The sequence below is a fragment of the Caulobacter sp. GW821-FHT10A06 genome (genome assembly GCF_059415805.1).
The window spans coordinates 212,160-231,536 of the sequence record NZ_JBWKNY010000009.1 but is presented as its reverse complement, the minus strand read 5'-3'; the positions used below and the strand labels follow the sequence as shown (position 1 = coordinate 231,536).

Here is a 19,377-nt window from a genome sequence, read left to right as displayed (position 1 = left end):
TGCGCCGCCATTCACCGACGCAGCGGCGCCATTGACCGAAGCGGCGTGGCGGACGTCGGTCCGGACGGCTCAGCTGTCGGCATGACCCAGACCTCGCTTCATCGCCGCGCCCTGCTCACCGCCGCCGGCCTCGCCCTTCCGACCCTGGCCTTGGCCCAGGCGCTTCCGTCGGTTCCGTCGCCGGCCCAAGCCGGCCCGTTCCGCTTCAAGGGCTGGCGCGGCCAGGAGGTCGACGCCGAGCGCGGCTTCTTCGAGGTCCCGGAGGATCGCCGCATCCTCGGCTCGCGAAAGATCCGGCTGGGTTATGTGCGGTTCGCCTCGACGGCGGCCAAGCCCGGTCCGCCGATCGTCTATCTGGCCGGTGGTCCGGGCGGCGAGGGCACGGGCGCGGCGAGCGGTCCGCGCTTTCCGATCTTCATGGCCCTGCGCGCCGTGGCCGACGTCATCGCCTTCGACCAGCGCGGCACGGGCCTGTCGACCAGTATCCCCGAGCGGCCGGCCTCGACCCGTCCGCCGCCGGTGTTCACCGAGGCCGGACTGACCTCGTACTTCCGGAGCGAGTTCCAGAACGCCTGGGTCGACTGGACCCGGGCCGGCGTGGCCATGACCGGCTACAACACCGAACAGAACGCCGACGACATCGACGACCTGCGCCGCCATCTGGGGGCCGAGACGATCGACCTGTGGGGCACCAGCTACGGCTCGCACCTGGCGCTGAGCGTGCTCAAGCGGCACGGCGACCGGGTCAGCCGCGTGGCCCTGTCCAGCCTGGAAGGCCAGGACCAGACGGTGAAGCGGCCGGCGCGGGTCGACACGCTGCTGCGCCAGGTCGACGCCCTGCTGGGCGCGGACCCCGCCGCTCGCGCGGCGATCCCCGACCTGCCGGCTCTGATGCGCCGCGTGCACAAGCGGCTGGAAGCTCAGCCGGCTCTCACCAAGGTCAAGATCAACGGCGCGCCGGGCGAGATCCGGATGGGCGGCTTCGGCGTCCAGATGCTGGCGGGCGGGCTGATCGCCAACCCCCACACCCTGGCCATGCTGCCGGCCCTGTACCTGGGGCTGGACGCGGGCAAGACCGACGTCCTGGCGCCGTTCATGGGCGATGTCGCCGACTGGCTGAGCTTCCGGGGCATGCCCGAGGCCACGGACCTGGCGTCCGGGATTTCGCCAGCCAAGCTGGCCGTGGTCCGGCGCGAGGCCAAGACCGCCGTGGTGGGCTCGGCGCTGAACTTCCCGATGCCGCAGCTGCTGGGCGCGGTCCCGGGCGTCGACCTGGGCGAGACCTTCCGGACGCCACTGCGCATCGAGCAGCCCGCCCTGCTGGTCGCCGGCTCACTGGACGGCCGCACGCCGCTGGCCGAGCAGGACGAGGTGGCGGCCCAGTTCCAGCACAAGTCGCGGGTGCTGGTCGAGAACGCCGGCCACAACGTCTTCGAGGCCCATCCCGACGTGCAGGGGATGCTGGTGAAGTTCTTCGCAGGCGAGGCCGTGGCCGATGCGCGACTGAGCCTGCCGCCGCCGAAGTTCAAGCTGGCCTAAGCCCGCACCAGCCCCTTCATCCCGTCCCAGCCGACGTTCATCAGGGCGTCGACGAAGCCCATGTACGGGGTGAAGGGCTGCGAGCCTTGCGGATATTCCTCCAGCCGGAAGGGCTGGAAGCGGGCCGGGAAGTTGGCGCCTGAGAACACGCCGTCCTCTTCCATGTAGTCGGCCGAGCCCATCGGCGAGACGTATTCCTCGGCCTCGACGGCGCGGCACAGGTTCAAGAGGTGCTCGGACCGCGCGCCGCCGGCGTTCAGCGTCGAGGCGCGGACGAAGCGGGTCTGGATGTCGAGCTTCCCGGCGGCCGCTTGGGCCACGCCGCAGGTCAGGTCGGCCAGCTTGCCGTCCCGCTCACGGGCCAGCTGCTCGGAGACGAAGGCCCAGCCTTCCTCGAAGAACGGCCGCTTGCCATAGGCGTGGCGGATGGCGGCCAGGTGCTTGTCGCGCCAGGGCTGGCTGTCGTCGATCTCGATCAGGCAGATGGGTGTATCGCGGTCGTGTTTCTTGACCGGCACGGTCAGCATCAGCTCGCCCTGGGCGGTCAGGATGCGGTTGCGCGACTGCCACGAGCGGCGGGCGAACTGCACGTCGTCCAGGAAGACGAACACGTAGCTGGCGGCCATCAGCTGGAAATAGCCGAGATAGGGCAGATAGGTCGGCTGCATGATCGCCGCCGCCCGGAGCAGGTGGTGCGGGCTCATCCCGCTCGCGCCAGGGCCGGCGTCGTTTCACGCGCGGCGGCGAGCGCGGCGTTGACCTCGGCCAGCTTGGCGCTCTTGGCGTAGGGCTCCCAGGCGCCGGGGATGAACCGGCCGCCGAAGCGTTCGGTCAGCTTGCCGCGCAGCGCGGCCAGGCCGTCGATGGCGGCGCGCGAGTGGTAGATCCAGCGCGGCTGGGCGTCGCTGTGGACCATGGGGCCCAGCTTCAGTGACCCGAAGCCCGACAGCAGGGTGCGCAACTCGGTCGGCAGGGTCTTGAGGTCGGCCTCGCGGACGCACTCGGCCACGACCAGGGTCTGACCGCCGCTCTCATAGAGATAGGCGCGGAAGGTCGCGCCCTGGGCGGTGAAGTTCTGGACATAGATCGGGCAGGGGCCGTCGAAGGCCTCGACCGCGTAGACATAGGTGAAGAAGCTCTTCTTCACGAGCGACGGGGTGGACAGGCCCATCGGCTTGAACAGCGGCGTGGGGTTGGCGGCCCAGACGATGGTCTCATCGGGATCGTCCTGCGCCATCAGCTGGCGCGGCGGGACCAGGCAGTTCAGTTCGACCTTCACGCCCAGGCGCGTCAGGGCGCCGTGCAGGCCGTCGAACAGCTTGGCGAAGCCGCCGGCCGGCAGGGTCGCGGTGACATTGGCGGTGCGGCCCGACAGGCCGCGCGGAATGGCGTACAGTTCGTCCGTCCACGGATCGGTCGCCTTGGCGCTGGCCAGGGCGGTCAGGTCGGCGGCGGCCGGGAAGACGCGGTTGATGGCCAGCGGGATGGCGGCCTCGCCATGGATGACGGCCGGATCGGTTTCCAGGTGCCAGCGGACATAGGCTTCCAGCGTCGCGGCGATCTGCGGCGGATAGGCGGCCAGGCGCGCGGCCAGGCTGTCGTCGGCGGGCTTGGCGACCTTGCCGGCGGGTGCGTCGACGGCCGGGCCGCCGAAGTCCCAGGTGAACACGCGCTTGCCGTCGGCGCCGGTGCTCAGCGAGCCGAAGCGGTTGTCGAAGGTCTCGAACCGGGCGCCGTGGGCGGTCAAGGTGTCGACGATGACATCGCCGGCCCCGCCGAAATAGACGCAGCCGTCGCGCATCTCGGCGCCGTGCACGAGCTTGGGCCGGGCGACGCCGCCCAGGGCCTCAAAGCGTTCCTGGATGGTGATGTCGCGCCAGCCCAGGCGGTGGGCCTCGAAGGCGGCCAGGATGCCGGTCAGGCCGCCGCCGACGATGCGGATGCGGCTGCTCAAGCTACCGCTCCCCACACGACCAGGTCGCTGTTGGGGGCGACGCGGACGCCGTCCTGGATGTTGTCGAACGCCACCTTCAGGGCGGTGATGTCGGTGAGGCCCAGCTCCTCGACCAGGCGGTCGACCAGGCCTTGCTCGGTGTAGAACAAGTTAAACAGGCCCGCCTCGCCGGTCTCGGGCGTGGCCAGGCGCCAGCCGTTCGGCTCTTCCTCCACGCCCTTGCCGCAACGATAGTCGTCGGTCAGGCGGGTGCGGACGAAGACCTCGGCGTTGGGGGCCAGCCGCTCGCGAGCGGCGGTCAGCACCGCCTTGGCCTGGGCGTTGGTCAGGTAGCAGAGCAGGTTGGGGATCAGCAGCACGTCGATCGGCGCTTGTCCCAGGTCGGGCAGGCCCTTGGAGAGGTCGGCCTCGATCAGGGTTACGGCCTCGCCCAGGTTCCAGCGGCAGTCCTCAAGGGCGGCGGCCGAATAGTCGACGCAGGTCAGGTCCCAGCCATAGGTCGCGTAGAGCGACAGGTTGTTACCCGTGCCCCCGCCCAGCTCGACCACGCGGCCGGTCTTGCGGTGCAGGCCGCGCTTGAAGAAGTGCCGGATGACGAACTCGTCCGGATACTTGAGACCGTGGATGTCGGGCAGGGCGCGCATGGTGGCTGGGAGAGTCGGGCCGAAGCAGCGAATACTTTGTTAACGATGATTATCGATTAGCGGCCAAGTTGTCGCAGGTGGGGGCTGAGCGCCCCCTCCGTCTCGCTGCGTATCCGCAGCGATCCACCTCCCCCGTTTCACGAGGGAGGAGAAGACACTCCCTCCTGCCCCGCTTGCGGGGGAGGTGGCGCGGCGCCGATAGGCGACGTGACGGAGGGGGCGCTCAGAGCAGGCTCAGAAACGCCTCCGCCACTCGATCAGCACCCCGCCCATCGCACACCGTCGCACTGGCCGCCGACAACGCCGCGCGGCGCTCCTCGCTTCCCAGCAAGCTCTCGACCTCGCGCACGAACGCCGCCTCGAACCCCGGATCGCCCACCTCCAGGCAGGGCGTCACCCCCGCCGCCTCCAGCGCCCGCGCCGCCGCGACCTGGTTATCGGCCAACATCAGGGTCAGGGCGGGCAGGGCCAGCACGCAGCGCTCCCAGGTGGTCGAGCCGCCGGCGCCGATGGCCAGGTCGGCGTCGAACACAAGTTGCGGCATGTGCTGGGTGTCGACGTGCAGCTCGATGCGCGGATCCTCGCCCGCCAGCGCCCACAGGTCCGGCAGGCTGGGCGCGCCGCCGCCGACCACCAGGTCCAGCCGGGCCTCGCCGAGGATCGGCTGCAGCAGCCGGGTCACCCGGCCGGTGATGCCGCCGACGTCGGTCAGGCCCAGCGAGACCAGGACTCTCTGCACCGGCCCGCGCTCGGCCCGGCGGGCCAGGGCCTCGTCACGCAGCTCGGCGAAGGCCGGACGCACGGGGGCGTAGTTCGGGCCGAGCAGCAGCTTGGCGCCATCCGGAACCAGGCCGGCATAGTCTTGCGCCTGCCGCGCCGGGCCGGCGTCCAGCACCAGGTCCGCCGCCAGCGGCCGGTCGGCCAGGTCGTCGATGACCAGGGTCGGGCGGCCTTGCGCGACCGCGCGGTGGTCGTTGGCGGTGAGGGCGTAGCTGTCGAACACCAGGGCGTCGAAACCCTCATCGGTCTCGGCCCGCGCCATGTCGGGGGCGAAGGCGTCGAGCACGACCGCGACCTCTGGTGTCGCCGCGAACGCGCAGTCCGCGCCCCGCGCCGCTAGCGCCCGCGCCAGGGTCAGGGACCGCATCACATGGCCGCCGCCCACGCTGGGACCCGCCGCGCAGACAAACAGGATGCGGGTCATACCCGCGGATCGCCGCCGTAGTCGGCGAGATCCGGCCGGCTCCTCACGAAGGCCCGCACGTCGTCCGAGGTGAAGGCGCGGTTCTTTTCGTAGAGGGCGTCATAGACCGCCGCCACGAAAGCGTAGTCGTCAGGTCGGTCGACGGTCCAGCGCACCGCGCCCTGGTCGGGGTAGCAGGGCAGCCAGGCGCAATCGAAGCGGCCGGACCGGTAGAGGTCCCAGGTGACGTGCTCGCGGGCCTCTTGCGTGGTCGCCTCGGCAGCGGCCTGGCGCAGGGCGGCGGCGGTCATCACCTCGACATCGGTGCCCTTGGGGTGGGCGTGGCCGTCGGGGGTGTTGCTGACATAGTCAGCGCCCTTGGACAGGCAGAGCTGGATGGTGGCGTCGATCAGGTCGGGATCGGCCAGCGGGCAGTCGGCGGTCAGGCGCACGACGTGGTCGGCGGGATGGGCGTCCAGCGCGCCGATGAACCGCTGCTGGACGTTCTCCAGCGAGCCCCGGAATACGGCGATCCCCTCGCGCCGCACGGCGGCCTCGATGGCGTCGTCCTCGGGACGGTCGGAGGTGGCCACGACCAGCTTGTCGACAAGGCGCGCGCGGGCGACACGCTCGATCTGCCGCACGATCATCGGCTGGCGCACGATCGGCATCAGCACCTTGCCCGGCAAGCGGGTCGAACTCATGCGGGCTTGGAGGATGGCGAGGATCAGCGGCGGTCGTTCCGCATCGAGAGCCAGAACACGCCATAGGCGGCGGCCACGAACACCAGACCAATCAGGACGACTTGGATAACCGGATCCATTCAATCCTCCACTCGCGCCAGAATGTAGTGGAGAAACAACTGCAGGGCAACGAAGCCGACCAGCGCGCCGATCACGCTGACCCATCGCAGCTGGCCTCCGGTGACTGGCTGCAACAGGGCCGAGACGAAGAACGCCACCGCCACCGTGTTGCAGGTCGACGCGAACGCTTTTCGCCGCTCGTTGCGCGCCGCCTTGCCGGTCGACGATGGGAGCTCGGGCTCAATCATGGCGCGAACATAAGGCGAACGTTCGCGCGCTCGCAATCAGAAAAATCAGGCTTTCGGCTTGGCCGCGCGGGGCTTTCTCGGCTTCGGCGCGGGCGTCTCCGCAATCGCCTCGACCTTCTTCGCTCGAGGCTTCCGCGTGGGCTTCGGCGCCGCCTCGACGGGCGTCTCGACCGCCGGCTCCGGGATCTCCACCCCCAGCCGCGCCAGCACCTCCCGCGCCGCGCGGTCGGTCTCGTCGACCGGCTCGTAGGTCCAGCCGTGGAACGCGCCGCCGTAGGGCCGGGCCGCGCCCATGCGCTCCAGCTCTTCGTGGAACAGGCGGAACTTCAGGCTGTGGCCGTCCAGCTTCAGCACAAACACCGGCTTTCCGGTCGAGGCCGCCTCGGTGGCCATGTTGGTCGAGTCCTCGGTGACGAGGATGTAGTCGGCCGCCGCCAGGAAGGCAAAGTACGGATTGGGGCCTTCGCCGTTCCACACCATGCCCGGCAGGTGCCGCAGCCGCGCGGCCATCAGGGCGCGAGCCGGCTCAGGCGTGCGGCGCGAGAAGGTCATCAGCAAGCTGCCGCCGTCCTGCTCCAGCGGGATCTGGATCGAGTGGGCGATCTGCGCGGCCCGCTCGCTGGACAGGTCGAAGGCCTTGGACTTACCGCCGATCAGCACCGCCACGCGCGGGCGAGGCAGGGCGTCGATGACGTCCTTGAAGGCCGCGTACTCGGCCGCCAGTCGCTGGGGCGTCACCCGGTGCGGCGAGCCGCTGATCGGCAGCACGTTGTCGCCGGTCAGGCGGTCGTGCTTGGGCGGGATGACCAGGTCGAACATGTGGGCCGGGACCCGCGGGTCCTGAATCTGGACCACATAGGTCTTGCCGCCCGACCAGCGCTTGGCGCGGATGGAGAGAGGCAGGGTGGCGCGGCCGGCGGCGACCCAGACGTCGGGCCACTCTTCTCCTTTGCCGGTCGGGATGCCGCTGTCGGGCGTCAGCCAGCGCTTGGGCAGCAGGTTCAGCCACCAGGGCAGGCGGCCGATGCGGCCCGTCCAGCCGACGCGCTTGACCGTGACCTCGCAGGGGACCAGCCGCGCGATCGCGTCCGACAGGCCCACGACCTGGGCCTCGATGCCGGCGCGACCGTCGGACACCGCCCAAATCTTGAGGGGAAGTTTCGGAGCTTCGGCCAAGTCATCGACCCCGCATACGCAAACGAAACAAGGCCGCTGGTTAGCGGCCTCGCTCCATTGAACCGTACTTCATGGCGCAGCTAAGGCGGCAAGCCGCCTTACAGCCACTCCACCTTGGTGATTTCGTAGGCCTTGGTGCCGCCGGGGGTGTTGACCTCGACCACCTCGCCGACTTCCTTGCCGATCATCGCGCGCGACAGCGGCGACGAGACGGAGATGCGGCCCGACTTCACGTCGGCCTCATGCTCGCCCACGATCTGGTAGCGCGCCTCGTCCTCGGTGTCCTCGTCGATCACCGACACGGTCGCTCCGAACTTGATCTGCTTGCCCGACAGTTTCGACACGTCGATCACCTGGGCGCGGGCGATCTTGTCCTCGATCTCGGCGATCTGGCCTTCGATCCAGCCCTGACGCTCCTTGGCGGCATGGTACTCGGCGTTTTCCGACAGGTCGCCGTGCGAACGCGCCTCGGCGATCGCCGCGATCACCGACGGACGCTCGATGGTCTTCAAACGCTTCAGTTCTTCGTCGAGGGTCTGATACCCCACGACGGTCATCGGCACTTTTTCCATTGCGGATTTTAGCTCGGACGCCTTGGGAGGAAAGACTTCCGGTCGCGGGCGCTCACAACCGGGGGCTGGGAGGATAGGCGCCCAGTTTCGGATGCGCAAGGGGGCGAGCTAGGCCTTACGGGATCAGGCCCGGCGGCGGACAGGCTGCGAGGCCGCGCCCGGCAGCTCGAACTGGCCCACCAGATCGGCCAGCAGGGCGGCGTCGGCGTTCAGGGTCTGGGTGGCCACCGAGGTCTGCTCGACCATGCTGGCGTTCTCCTGCAGCACCTGGTCCATCTGGTTGACGGCGCCGTTCACCTGGGTGAGGCCGTGGGCCTGGCTTTGCGCGGAGGCGGCGATCTCGCTGACCAGGCCGTCGATCTCGGCGATCTGCGAGACGATGCGCTCCAGGGCCTCGCCAGTGCGGCCGACCAGGCCGACGCCTTCCTCGACCTGGGCGGTCGAGGTCGAGATCAAGGTCTTGATCTCCTTGGCCGCGTCGGCCGAGCGTTGAGCCAGGGCCCGGACTTCTTGGGCGACGACGGCGAAGCCCTTACCGCTGTCGCCGGCGCGGGCGGCCTCGACCCCGGCGTTTAGGGCCAGCAGGTTGGTCTGGAAGGCGATCTCGTCGATCACCGAGATGATGTTGGTGATCTGCTGCGAGGAGCCCTCGATGGCGGTCATGGCGGTGACGGCCTGCTGCACCACCTCGCCCGAGCGGCGGATGTCGTCGCGGGCGCGAGCCACCACGCCGGCGGCCTTCTTGGCGCCCGAGGCGGTCTGGGCGACCGTGGTGGTGATCTCCTCCATGGCCGCGGCGGTCTCTTCCAGGGTGGCGGCCTGGCGCTCGGTGCGGCGCGAGAGGCTGACCGAGGCGTCAGCGATCTGGTCCGAGCCGGCGCGCAGGCCGTCGACCCGGCCCTCGATCACCGACAGGGCGTCGGCCAGCTTGCCGGCGGCGGTGTTGTAGTCGCCGCGCAGGGGCTCGTAGGCCTCGGCGAAACGCTGGTCGAGGCGCGCGGTCAGGTCGCCGCGCGCCAGGTGCGACAGGGCTTGGCCGAGGGCGGCGATGGCGGCGTCGCGCTGAGCCTCGGCCCGTTCGCGGGCGGCGGTGTTGACGGTGCGGCTCTCTTCTTCCGAGCGGCGGGCGTCCTCGGCGGCGTCATTGGCGGCGCGGGCCTCGCCGACGGCGGCTTCGGCCTTGGCGCGGGCGCGCTGGGCGACGGCGAACATCGAGTTGACGCTGGCGGTGACGGCGATCAGGGCGCCGGCCTCGACGATCAGGATGACGGCGTGGACGATCACCCGGCCCAGGCTGGCCGAGCCCGGAAACACGGCGCTGGGCAGCAGGTATGACAGGCCCAGATGGTGCACGGCGACCGTGGCGGCCGCGGCGGCGATGACGACCCAGTCGCAATAGACCACCAGCAGGGCCAGGGCGGCGAAATAGGCCATGTGCATGTCGGCCTGCCAGCCGTGGCCGCCCAGAGCCGCGACCAGCAGCGAGACCTGGGCCATCAGCGCCACGCCCACTAGCGAGCGACCGCCCGTGGTCTCGCCGCCAAACCGCCAGGCCAGGGTCGCGCCGGTCGCCGTCAGCACCGAGGCGACGGCCAGGCCCAGGGCGGCTTCGTGCACAGCCAGGCGTGCGACCAGCACCACCGGGATCATCGCCCAGGCCAGGACGACGATCAGCTTGCCGCCGAGCGCGCGTTGGGCGTCGAGGTTCGAGAAGGCCAGTTTCATGCGGAAGGCTCCGGGCGCGCGCAGGCGCCGGCAAGGGCGGGGTCGAGCAGCATCAGCGCGCCGGCGTCGCGAGCGCGCTGCGAAAGGTCGGAAGGGTCACCCCGCAGGATGACGATGAAGGAGGCTCCGCCGGCCCCGGCGATATCGCCGGCCGATCCGGCCGCGCCGATGATCTGGGCCGGGCTCCACCACGGCGGAAACACCGCCGCCACCCGTCCGGGCGTGCGGGGCTGGGCGTCGACGGCCACGGCGGCGAACAAGCTGAGAAAGACACCGAGGGTCGCGAGAGCGACCGGACCCGCGACGGCGGCAAGGCGGCGCGTCGCTGAGGTCGGGGTCGTCAAGGCGCGGGTCTCCGTCGCGCCGGCGAAAAGGTGCGAGCGCACGAAGACGAATGCCGCCAACGTGGTTTGCGAAAGCTTAACGGAGGGGCCCGGGCGACGGTTGGCCGCAGGACTAGCCGGCGGCGGACCGCCTCAACGGCCGCCACGCGCCATAGGTCAGCGACCGCAGCAGCCACTCGGCGGGGCCCATCTCGTAGACCCTGAGCCACAGCACGCTGAGCGCCGCCTGGCCGATCCAGATCACGACACACAGCCCCATCAGCTGGGCGAACCCCAGGCGGTCATAGAGGCCAAGACCGTAGAACAGGATCGAGGTGACGATGGACTGCAGCGTGTAGTTCGACAGCGCCGTTCGTCCCACCGCCGCCAGCGCGCCGCCCAGGGCGCCCAGCACGCGGGCCTTGATCAGCAGCATCAGCCCGCCCAGCCAGGCCAGGGTCATGGCCAGCCGGCCCGCCTCGAAAATCAGCGGCTGGGCCGTCGCGACGCTGGAATGGGGCAGGTAGCCGGCCCGCCACCGCAGGGCCTCGACTCCACCGCGCAGGGCCAGGCCGATGGCGAGACCGCCCAGCAGAAGGGCCCAATAGGTCGCCACGGGCGCCTCGCCGGTCAGCACGCCGCTTCGGAACAACGCCACGCCCAGCAGCATGAAACCCAGCGACTCTAGCAGCCACAGGTGGGCGTCCTCGTTCAGGTCCAGATTGAACTCCGACCACCGCTGGAGGCTCCAGCCCAGCAGCGAGGGCAGGTGGGTGCGGACCTCGCGTTCCTTGGCCCGGGCTTCGGGCGACAGGAGGGTCTTCAGCTTTTCGTCGCGCTTCTCCAGCGCCTTCTTCTGGTCGTCGGTGAGGGTCTTGCCGGCGGCCTTGGCGACGACCGCCGCTTCGGCCTGGCGCAGGCCCTCGGCGGCCTTGAGGCCCTGGACGGTGCCCGAGGCGGTCAGGGTCAGCAGCATGGCCGCCGCCGCCGCGACCAGCATCCGCGTCGGCGCCCGGCGAAACAGCGGCAGCGCCAGGCCGCACACGCCGTAGCTGAACAGAATCTCGCCCGGCCAAAGGAAGACCGCGAACTGGGCCGCGCCCAGCAGCATCAGGCCAAAGCAGCGGGTGTAGAAGGCCTGCAGCGCCAGCGCCTCCCGCTCGGGATCGGGGCGGCGCAGCATGATCATCATCCCCGCCCCGAACAGCAGGGTGAACAGCCCGCGTATCGTCCCGGCGAAGCCGACATCCTGGACGACATAGGCGATCCAGTCGGCGTTGATCGCCAGGGGCAGGGCCGGCTTGGGCCACCCCCAGCGCAGACCCATCTCCGGGATGTTCATCAGCAGGATGCCGAGGACGGCGACCCCGCGCAGGATGTCCAGGGCGTCAATGCGTGTCGCCCGCGCGACCGGCGCCAGCCTGATCCCGTCGACGTCTTTCGTCTCGCCGTCCATGAGGCCCCCGCCCGCGTGCTCGACCCTGAGTGTGTCTCAAACGCGGGCGCGGGGGTATGCGGAAAGTCTATTCCGCCTTCGGCACCGTGTTGATCATCCACGGAATCCCGAACTTGTCGGTGAAGCTGCCATAGCCCGGCGACCAGAACGTCGCGGCGAAGTCCATGCCGACCTTACCGCCTTCCGACAGGGCGTCGAAGACGCGCTTGGCCTCGGCCGGGTCGTCGGTGTGGTAGGTGACGTCGAAGCCGTTCTTGGGCTTGTCGATGTTGGGGGCGAATTCGGGCGGCATGTCCGCGCCCATGATCGACTGGTCGCCCACGTCCAGCCAGGCGTGCATCAGCCAGTCCTTGTACTTGGGATCGACCGGCATGTCCGGCGGGCCTTCGCCGAACGGGAAGGCGGCGGTGACCTTGCCGCCCAGCACCTGGGCGTAGAAGTCGAACGCGGCGCGGCACTCACCCTGGAACGAGAGGCTGGTGACGATCTTCATGGGCGTATCTCCCTTGGGTTTCCCCGACGTTAGTCGAGATCGGCGACGTTTTCACACGCACGATTGCCCGAAGTTGTCAGCAGGCGCCCCCCCGGATCTAGAGTCTGGGGACCTAGAGCTTGTACTCCAGGATCAGCCACCACTTGGTCCGCGAGGCCGGCGGGGCGAGCGTGCCCACGGGCACGGTGTCGGCGCGATCGAAGTCGGCGTACTTCCACTGCATGGTCATCTTCGAGGTGACCGGGGCGATCCAGCTGAGGTTCCACTCGCGGCCCAGGTCCGCGCCGGTGCGGTCGTCGTCGAAGTCATGATAGCGGGCCATCAGCTCGCTCTTCTTCGGCAGCCAGCGGTGCTTGGGCTTCACGGTGACGGTGATGTTGGCGTCCCGCAGGCCGTCGGCGAAGTTCTTGATGCCGCCGGCGCTGGACCAGGCGTCGGCCCAGCCATTGACCCCGTGGGCCGCGCCGATCGCCGAGCCGAAGCCGCGCACGCCGTCGCCTTCCAGGGCGTCGTAGCCCAGGCGCACGGTGTAGATGCCGCGCGTGGCCGAGGCCTCGACGCCGAGATAGTCGAGTTCGAACGGGGCGGTGTTGCCGCGCCAGTCGTTCTGGCGGGCCCAGGTGGCGGCATAGGCTACGGCGTAAGGACCGATCTTGCCCTTGCCCGAGACCCGCACGCCCTTGCTGATCGAACTGCTGGCCGGGGCCTGCTTGAAATCGAAGGCGTAGACCAGGGCCTGCACGCGCAGAGCATCGGAGACGCTCCAGCCGGCGTTGAGGAAGTGGCTGTCGCTGTCCCAGTCGGCGATCTCGCCCAGGGTGCGGTTGACCTTGGTCACATAGGCATAGGTCGCCTTGAAGCGGCCATGCGAGACGTCGGCGCGGACGGCGTCGAAGGTCTGCTCGTCCATGCGCCAGGGCGCGGCGCCGACGAAGCGCTGGTCGTCCAGCTGGATGCGCTGGCGGCCCACGGTGATCTGCGCCGCCTTGCTGGGCGTCCAGGAGAGCTGCAGGCGGTTCAGTTCGGTGACTTCCGGGTCGTTGATCACCGGATAGCGGACCTTGTCCGCGCCGTTCAGCGGCGGGCCGCCGTTGTTGGTGATGGCGAAGCGTTGCGGCCCCAGCCAGCGGATGGTCTCGAAGTCGACCAGGCCCTTGAGGGTCTTGTACTCACCGGTCTCCCAGCCGTAGCGGGCGCGGACCGTCAGGGCCTGGCCGTTTTCGGTCAGGGTCCGGGTCTTGGTCTGGTCCCAGTGCTCATAGCGCGAGCGGACCTCAAGGATTGGATGGCCACTCTTGATGGCGTCCATCACGGTGGCGTCAGCGGCCGTGGCCTCTCCGACCGCGATCCCGAACAGGGCCGCGCAAGCGAGCAGCGATGTCTTCATGGTCCGGGTGTTGGGCCATAAAGATTAATCACCTTCCCAAGAGGAACCCGGTGTCACGCTCGAGCAATACTTTGTCACACTAAGCATAGGCGTAAGGCCCGCCGCGCTCGAGGGCGCGCTGATAGGCGGGGCGGGCGTGGATCCTGTCGACGAACGCCTTGACGTGTGGACGGCTGGCCGCGCCGCCGCGGGCGATGCCGGCCTCCAGCGGGAAGCTCATCATGATGTCGGCGCCGGTCATCTCATTGCCGGCGAACCAGGACGACTTGGAAAGCTCGGCTTCCCAGTAGTCGACATGGGCCTTGATCTGCGGGTCGACGAAGCCGCTCTGGGCCTTGCCGGCGATCGACTTGACCAGGCCCTTCATCAGGCCCGGCGCGCGGTTGGGCAGGGCGGTGAAGACCAGCTTCAAGAGGAGCGGCGTCATGGCCGAGCCCTCGGCATAGTGCAGCCAGTAGGTATAGCGCAGGCGTTCGGGCGTACCCGCCGCCGGGAGCAGCCTGCCTTGGCCGTAGGTCTCCAGGATGTACTCCACGATCGCCCCGGTCTCGGCGATGACCTTGTCGCCGTCGGTGATCACCGGCGACTTGCCCAGCGGGTGGATGGCCTTCAGCGCGGGCGGAGCCAGCATGGTCGCCGCGTCGCGTTCGTAACGCTTGATCTCGTAGGGCAGGCCCAGCTCCTCCAGCAGCCACAGGACGCGCTGGCTGCGGGAGTTGTTCAGGTGATGGACGACGATCACTGGCGCTTCCCCGATATGGATATCTTGTCGCATGAACGATGATCACTCGTTCAAGGTTCGGCAAGGTTTACCATGGCTTCCTCGCCCCCTAGTCGAGTCGGGGTGTACGGATGACCGGAGCGTTTAAGCGGTTGTCATTGGCGGGAAAGCTGATGACGGCGGGCGGCGCCGCGCTTGGCGCGCTGCTGATCGCGGGCTCCCTGCTGATCACCTGGCAGAGCGGCAAGGCCATGCGCGGTCTGGCCGAGCGCTACGCCGCCACGGTGACGGCTCAGACCGGGCAAGAGATCAAGAACGACCTGGACGACGCTGACGCCGTCGTTCGGGCTTCGGCCGGCCTGTTCGCCGCGACCTACGCCTCGGGCCAGCGCGACCGCGCCCAGTACCTGGCGCAGCTGAAGCCGATCTCGAACGCCTCCAAGACCATGCTGGGCGGCTGGCTGATGTTCGCGCCCGGCGTGCTGGGCGACGACGCCGCGTTCGCCAATCGCGCCGACCTGGGCTCGACGGCCCAGGGGCGTTTCATCGGCTACTGGGTGCGCAATGGCGACACGCTGGCGGCCGAGCAGGGCGAGGACACCGAGTTCGGCGAGGACTTCTTCAAGACCAGCTACGACAGCGGCAAGCCGGCGATCCTGGAGCCCTATCGCGACAACATCACCGACGGCGGCCAGACCAAGTACGTCCTGATGACTTCGATCACCTATCCGGTGATCGCCGACGGCAAGACGGTCGGCGTCATGGGCGCCGACCTGGCGCTGGACGACATCGCCGGCCGGCTGAACGCCCTCAAGCCTTTCGACGGCGGCCGCGCCATGCTGGTCTCGCCCGGCGGCCTGTGGGTCTCGCACCCCGACGCCGCGCTGCGGATGAAGGCCTATGCCGATCCGGGCCTCGACCAGGTCAAGGCGGTGATCGCTGGCGGCGGGCCGACCGTGATCTCGGGCGTCAAGATCGGCGGCAAGCGCGCCGAGCGGCTGGTGGCGCCGATCCGCCTGGCCTCGGGCGCGACCTGGGCGGTGGTGGTCGACGTTACCGAAGAGGCCCTGCTGGCCCCCGCGCGGCAGCTGGCCCTGGGCCTGGCCATCGGTGGCCTCGTTCTGCTGCTGGCGGCCCTGTCGGTGCTGGCCCTGACCTCGCGCAAGCTGATCGCCAAGCCGTTGCTGACCCTGCGCGACACCGTGCGGGGGATGGCCGAGCACCGCTACGACCAGCCGGTGGCCGAGCTGGAACGCGCCGACGAGATCGGCTCGATCGCCCGCTCGCTGGAGACCCTGCGCGCCGAACTGGAACGGGCCCAGGCCCTGCGCGACCAGCAGGAGGCCCTGCGCGCCGCCGCCGACGCCGACCGCGACCGCGCCGCCGCCCTGACCCTGTCCATCGACGAGCAGACCGCCGTGGTCCGCCAAGTGGGCGAGGCCCTGGCCGCCGTGGCCGACGGTGACCTCAGCCGCCGCATCCCCGGTCCGTTCGCCGATGTCTACGAGCCGCTGCGCGCCGACTTCAACACCGCCGTCCAGAGCCTGGAACAGGCCATCGGCGAGATCGCCGAGGCCGCCGACGCCATCGGCGCGGCCAGCGACACCTTGAGCCAATCGTCCACCGAACTGGCCCGCCGCACCGAACGTCAGGCGCAAGGCCTGGAGCGCGCCGCCGGCTCGCTGAACGGCGTCACCAGCGCCATGGGCGAGGTCGCCGGCGGCGCCGACGAGACCCGCCGCCTGGTCGCCTCGGCGCGTGGCGAGGCCGATCAGGGCGGGACCCTGGTCGCCGAGTCCGCCCGCACCATGGGCGAGATCGACGCCTCCTCGCGCCAGATCGGCGACATCGTCGGCCTGATCGACGAGATCGCCTTCCAGACCAACCTGCTGGCATTGAACGCCGGGGTGGAAGCCGCGCGCGCCGGCGAGGCCGGTCGTGGCTTCGCGGTGGTGGCGCAGGAAGTCCGGGCCTTGGCCCAGCGCTCGGCGGACTCCGCCAAGCAGATCAAGACCCTGATCGGGGAGTCCAACCTCCGCGTCGAGGCGGGCGTGGCCCAGGTCGAACGCACCGGCGCGGCGCTGAACGGCGTGGCGGGGCGGATGGCGGGGATCGACGCGGCGGCGACGCGGATCGCGTCTTCGGTGCGGGAACAGGCGCAGGACCTCTCGGCCGTGAATGGCGAGGTGGCCGAGATCGAGCGGTTTACCCAGCAGAACCTGGCGATGGTCGAGCAGGCGCGGGTGGCTGATCAGCAGCTGGCCGGGCAGGGGGCGCGGCTGATGGAGTTGGTGGGGCGGTTCAGGCTGGGGCGTTCGGCGGTAAGGCGGGCGGCCTAGTTTTCTTCCCTTCTCCCCTTGCGGGAGAAGGTGTCAGCGAAGCTGACGGATGAGGGGTTGATAGCCCGATCCGCCGCGCGACCCCTCACCCGACCGCCTTCGGCGGCCACCCTCTCCCGCAAGGGGAGAGGGAGCTAGGCCGTGACCACACTTTCCACCACGTGCGCCCGGTACAGCACCGCGATCAGATCCGTCTGCGTGATCACCCCGATCAGCCGCCGCTCCCCATCCACCACCATCGCCTCATGCGTATGGCCGCTCGACAGGATCGGCAGCAGGGCCGCGATCGGCGTGGTCTCCATGACCTTGTGCACGAACGGATCCAACGCCGCCTCGACCTTGCGGCGGCGGTTGGTCTGTAGCTCGGCCCGACGGGCCATGCCGATCACGCGGCCCTCGGCGTCGACCACCGGGGCGGCGCGAAGTTCATGCTCGGCCAGATAGGCTAGGGCGCTTTCCGCCGACTGGTCGTGGTGCAGGCTGATCACCTCGCGAGACATCACGTCGCCGCAGCGGATCTGGGCGTGCAGGCGCTGGGCGGCCGACAGCTCGACCTCGCGGAACAGGGCGTCCAGGTCCTCGCGGCTGACGTCCAGCAGCTCGCCGTAGCGGGCCAGGGCGGCGTCCAGGTCGGCGGTGTTGTAGCCGGCGCTGCGGGTCGGCGCCGTCACCGGCGGCCGGTGCGGATAGGAGTGCCCCGTGATCCGCCCCCAGATCATGCCCGCGCCGGTCAGCAGCAGGCTGTCCACCGCCACCGGATTGAGCGCGAACAGATAACCGGCCTCCAGCACCTTGGGCCCGCCGATCACGCAGATCAAAGCGACGGCCCCGCCCGGTGGGTGTAGGCAGCCCAGCAGCATCATGGTCCCGATCGCCAATCCGACAGCAAGAGGCGCGGCGACCAGGGGCTGCGGGATCAGCATCGCCACCGTGATGCCGATGAAGGCCGAGACGATGTTGCCGCCCAGCACCGAACGCGGCTGGGCCAGCGGACTGGCCGGCACGGCGAACACCAGCACCGCCGACGCCCCGATCGGCGCCACCAGCAGCGGATGCAGCCAGTCGGCCCCGCCCACAGCGAAGCGTCCCAGGAGCCCCGCGAACAGCAGGCCCAGCAGCGCGCCGGCGCCTCCCCGGAGGGCGTCGATCGGACGGATAGGCGTCTTGCCGCGAACCAGGGCGTGAAGCGTGCTCATGGTCGGGCTCTTAGCTCGGGGCCGCGACGAGGTCTCTTCGATTTTTGTACAGCCGGTTCAAGAAAGGAGAGGCGTGGGACATCCGCCTAGTGCGGGCAGTTCGGCAAGCCCGGTTTGAGCATGGCCTTCCAGTTCTCGGCTCCTGAGCGATCTAAAAAGCGATGTAATGACGTAAGCACCGCAATCTCGTCGGGCGGCAAGCGGGGCAGGAAGCAGGAACCGACGTGCGTGTAGCCGTCGCCAGGCAGCGCAACAGGCCTACGACGGATTGCCTCCAGCTTGTATTCGAACATCGTCGTCGTGCGCAGCCTTGGGTCGTCGATCGGGAGCCAGGGGTAGAAGTCGCTCTGTAGCGGTGGAGAAATCCGCTCAGCCAACGCGCCGTGTTGGAGCCAGATCGGCTCGAATGGCGTATCGGTGCGATAGGTTTCATCAAGGCCGACCGGGCACGGCCTAGCGCCGCGCGCTCGCCCCTCCTGGCAGGCAGCGTTTAACCTGTCCCATGCGGCCCGAAGATTGGGGCCGCAAGCGCCGATGCGGACACCGGCTGGCATGCGCGTTTTGTCGTCCGCGCAGACATTGTAGAGAACGATCGATGACCAGGGTAAGCTTGAGAGGTCCGCGCCCCGTATGTCGCTATTGGCGATTACGAGACGACTGGACGTTGGTGTTTCCGGATTGACCTGGAACGAAAACACGCACTTGGCGCGATCGCCCGGCTCCCCGAAGTTCATACATATGAACCCTTGCGCCAGCGCCGCGATGTGATCAGCGCGTATAGTCGTGTCGCGCAGATTTGAGCCGACGATCGCGATCCGAGTGCTATCCAAATCGAGCTTCGTTCCCGCCAAATTGGATGAGACGATCGTTGTCGCATCAGTATTTGTCAGGAGCTGCCCGTCACGGAGCGTCGAGCCGAGTAGAACGGCTTCGCTGTCCATACTGATGTTGGGATCGGTGAGATTGGGTCCTGAGTGAAGGCTCTGAGCGTTCTTTCCAAGCTGCCACGCTTGAAGAAATTGACCGTCGATGTCGACGGTCAGACCTTTAGCGTCGAGCCCTCGAATATGGGCGCTGCCAGTGATGCAAAGTTTGTCGGCTTTGCTTTTGAGCTTGTTGAGGATCACGAAATCAATAGCGAGCGCGGTAACGTTCCCGCATATCGCGTGGGTCGCGGGACGGCGTATGGGCATCGCGCGCCGTCGGATTTTCGTATCGCGGAACTCGACTATGCGCCCGCGCTCCTGAGCGACACCGTCGGTCAGGTCCAGTCCGGTAAGGGTCTGATCATCAAGATCCATGGCCGAACTCGGCCGTCCAAGACTGATGAGTGTCTTGAAGCCCTGGCTTTGGCCGACCTCATCCCGGTGGCTTCGCCCGCGCTCGATTGCAGCTTCAGCGCCGCTCACGGCTTCAGCTACGCGGGCGGCCCGATCCAGATCTCGCGAATCCGCCTCGAAAAACCATGAAGCGATACCGCCGATCGCTACGATCGACGCGATCAGCGAAAAGACCAAGGTCAGTCGCTCGAAGCCGATCCAGAACCGCGCCACGTGTTTGGGCGCGCGTTCGATAGGCTGGCTGTATTGGATCAAACGACGCCGAAACCAGAACATTC

General features: G+C 69.0%; 19 protein-coding genes and 1 pseudogene. 3 read left to right on the top strand and 17 right to left on the bottom strand.

Annotated elements, in window-relative coordinates:
• The first annotated feature begins 81 nt into the window (after nt 1–81).
• On the top strand, nt 82–1,539 hold the full coding sequence (locus AC07NF_RS25350; protein WP_494633456.1) for an alpha/beta hydrolase: 1,458 nt from the start codon (nt 82–84) through the stop codon (nt 1,537–1,539).
• Here AC07NF_RS25350 and AC07NF_RS25345 read toward each other — a convergent pair.
• Genes AC07NF_RS25345 through AC07NF_RS25335 form a run of 3 tightly spaced genes read right to left on the bottom strand, consistent with a single transcriptional unit; the run spans nt 1,536 to nt 4,137 of the window.
• Entirely contained in the window at nt 1,536–2,243 is a 708-nt protein-coding gene (locus AC07NF_RS25345) for a WbqC family protein (RefSeq protein WP_494633426.1), read from the bottom strand. The two genes, AC07NF_RS25350 and AC07NF_RS25345, sit on opposite strands and share 4 nt — an antisense overlap.
• Nucleotides 2,240–3,493, bottom strand: coding sequence for a flavin monoamine oxidase family protein (locus AC07NF_RS25340; protein ID WP_494633425.1), 1,254 nt, complete (start codon nt 3,491–3,493; stop codon nt 2,240–2,242). Before AC07NF_RS25340 ends, AC07NF_RS25345 begins: the two co-directional genes overlap by 4 nt.
• The gene (locus tag AC07NF_RS25335) at nt 3,490–4,137 is read right to left on the bottom strand and encodes a class I SAM-dependent methyltransferase (protein ID WP_494633424.1); all 648 of its coding nucleotides are present in this window, start codon (nt 4,135–4,137) and stop codon (nt 3,490–3,492) included. Before AC07NF_RS25335 ends, AC07NF_RS25340 begins: the two co-directional genes overlap by 4 nt.
• A gap of 68 nt (nt 4,138–4,205) precedes the next feature.
• Here AC07NF_RS25335 and AC07NF_RS25330 point away from each other — a divergent pair.
• Nucleotides 4,206–4,339, top strand: a pseudogene (locus AC07NF_RS25330) (hypothetical protein).
• A 21-nt stretch (nt 4,340–4,360) separates the two neighbouring features.
• On the opposite strand, the gene pseG reads toward AC07NF_RS25330, so the two are convergent.
• The 12 genes from pseG to AC07NF_RS25270 all read right to left on the bottom strand — a co-directional run bounded on the left by pseG (nt 4,361) and on the right by AC07NF_RS25270 (nt 14,245).
• Complete coding sequence (gene pseG / locus AC07NF_RS25325) at nt 4,361–5,341, bottom strand: UDP-2,4-diacetamido-2,4,6-trideoxy-beta-L-altropyranose hydrolase (protein WP_494633423.1); 981 nt, start codon at nt 5,339–5,341, stop codon at nt 4,361–4,363.
• Entirely contained in the window at nt 5,338–6,051 is a 714-nt protein-coding gene (locus AC07NF_RS25320; protein WP_494633455.1) for a cytidylyltransferase domain-containing protein, read from the bottom strand. Before AC07NF_RS25320 ends, pseG begins: the two co-directional genes overlap by 4 nt.
• A complete protein-coding gene (locus AC07NF_RS25315) occupies nt 6,048–6,143 on the bottom strand; it encodes a hypothetical protein (protein WP_492815278.1) in 96 nt (31 codons plus the stop codon). The genes AC07NF_RS25320 and AC07NF_RS25315 overlap by 4 nt, the downstream gene beginning before the upstream one ends.
• Nucleotides 6,144–6,371, bottom strand: coding sequence for a hypothetical protein (locus tag AC07NF_RS25310; protein ID WP_492814885.1), 228 nt, complete (start codon nt 6,369–6,371; stop codon nt 6,144–6,146).
• A 45-nt stretch (nt 6,372–6,416) separates the two neighbouring features.
• Complete coding sequence (locus AC07NF_RS25305) at nt 6,417–7,547, bottom strand: mitochondrial fission ELM1 family protein (protein ID WP_492814887.1); 1,131 nt, start codon at nt 7,545–7,547, stop codon at nt 6,417–6,419.
• 98 nt (nt 7,548–7,645) lie between these two features.
• Nucleotides 7,646–8,119, bottom strand: a complete 474-nt coding sequence (greA, locus tag AC07NF_RS25300; RefSeq protein WP_492083176.1) for a transcription elongation factor GreA — start codon at nt 8,117–8,119, stop codon at nt 7,646–7,648.
• A 123-nt stretch (nt 8,120–8,242) separates the two neighbouring features.
• Nucleotides 8,243–9,844: a methyl-accepting chemotaxis protein gene (locus AC07NF_RS25295; protein WP_494633422.1), complete on the bottom strand. Its 1,602-nt coding sequence runs from the start codon at nt 9,842–9,844 to the stop codon at nt 8,243–8,245.
• Nucleotides 9,841–10,188 carry a hypothetical protein gene (locus AC07NF_RS25290; RefSeq protein ID WP_494633421.1) on the bottom strand — a complete coding sequence of 116 codons (348 nt, stop codon included), beginning with the start codon at nt 10,186–10,188 and terminating at the stop codon, nt 9,841–9,843. Before AC07NF_RS25290 ends, AC07NF_RS25295 begins: the two co-directional genes overlap by 4 nt.
• A 112-nt stretch (nt 10,189–10,300) precedes the next feature.
• Nucleotides 10,301–11,623 carry a DUF418 domain-containing protein gene (locus AC07NF_RS25285; protein WP_494633420.1) on the bottom strand — a complete coding sequence of 441 codons (1,323 nt, stop codon included), beginning with the start codon at nt 11,621–11,623 and terminating at the stop codon, nt 10,301–10,303.
• Between the two features lie 67 nt (nt 11,624–11,690).
• Nucleotides 11,691–12,116, bottom strand: coding sequence for a VOC family protein (locus AC07NF_RS25280; RefSeq protein ID WP_494633419.1), 426 nt, complete (start codon nt 12,114–12,116; stop codon nt 11,691–11,693).
• 112 nt (nt 12,117–12,228) lie between these two features.
• A complete protein-coding gene (locus tag AC07NF_RS25275) occupies nt 12,229–13,503 on the bottom strand; it encodes an alginate export family protein (RefSeq protein ID WP_494633418.1) in 1,275 nt (424 codons plus the stop codon).
• 79 nt (nt 13,504–13,582) lie between these two features.
• Nucleotides 13,583–14,245: a glutathione S-transferase family protein gene (locus AC07NF_RS25270; RefSeq protein WP_494633454.1), complete on the bottom strand. Its 663-nt coding sequence runs from the start codon at nt 14,243–14,245 to the stop codon at nt 13,583–13,585.
• Nucleotides 14,246–14,355: 110 nt separating this feature from the next.
• On the opposite strand from AC07NF_RS25270, the gene AC07NF_RS25265 reads away from it, so the two are divergent.
• On the top strand, nt 14,356–16,563 hold the full coding sequence (locus AC07NF_RS25265; protein ID WP_494633417.1) for a methyl-accepting chemotaxis protein: 2,208 nt from the start codon (nt 14,356–14,358) through the stop codon (nt 16,561–16,563).
• Nucleotides 16,564–16,697: 134 nt separating this feature from the next.
• Here the strand turns inward: AC07NF_RS25265 and AC07NF_RS25260 are convergent, their stop codons facing one another.
• Both AC07NF_RS25260 and AC07NF_RS25255 read right to left on the bottom strand, forming a co-directional pair.
• On the bottom strand, nt 16,698–17,759 hold the full coding sequence (locus tag AC07NF_RS25260; RefSeq protein WP_494633416.1) for an HPP family protein: 1,062 nt from the start codon (nt 17,757–17,759) through the stop codon (nt 16,698–16,700).
• A gap of 86 nt (nt 17,760–17,845) precedes the next feature.
• A complete protein-coding gene (locus tag AC07NF_RS25255) occupies nt 17,846–19,375 on the bottom strand; it encodes a hypothetical protein (RefSeq protein ID WP_494633415.1) in 1,530 nt (509 codons plus the stop codon).
• Between the last annotated feature and the right edge of the window lie 2 nt (nt 19,376–19,377).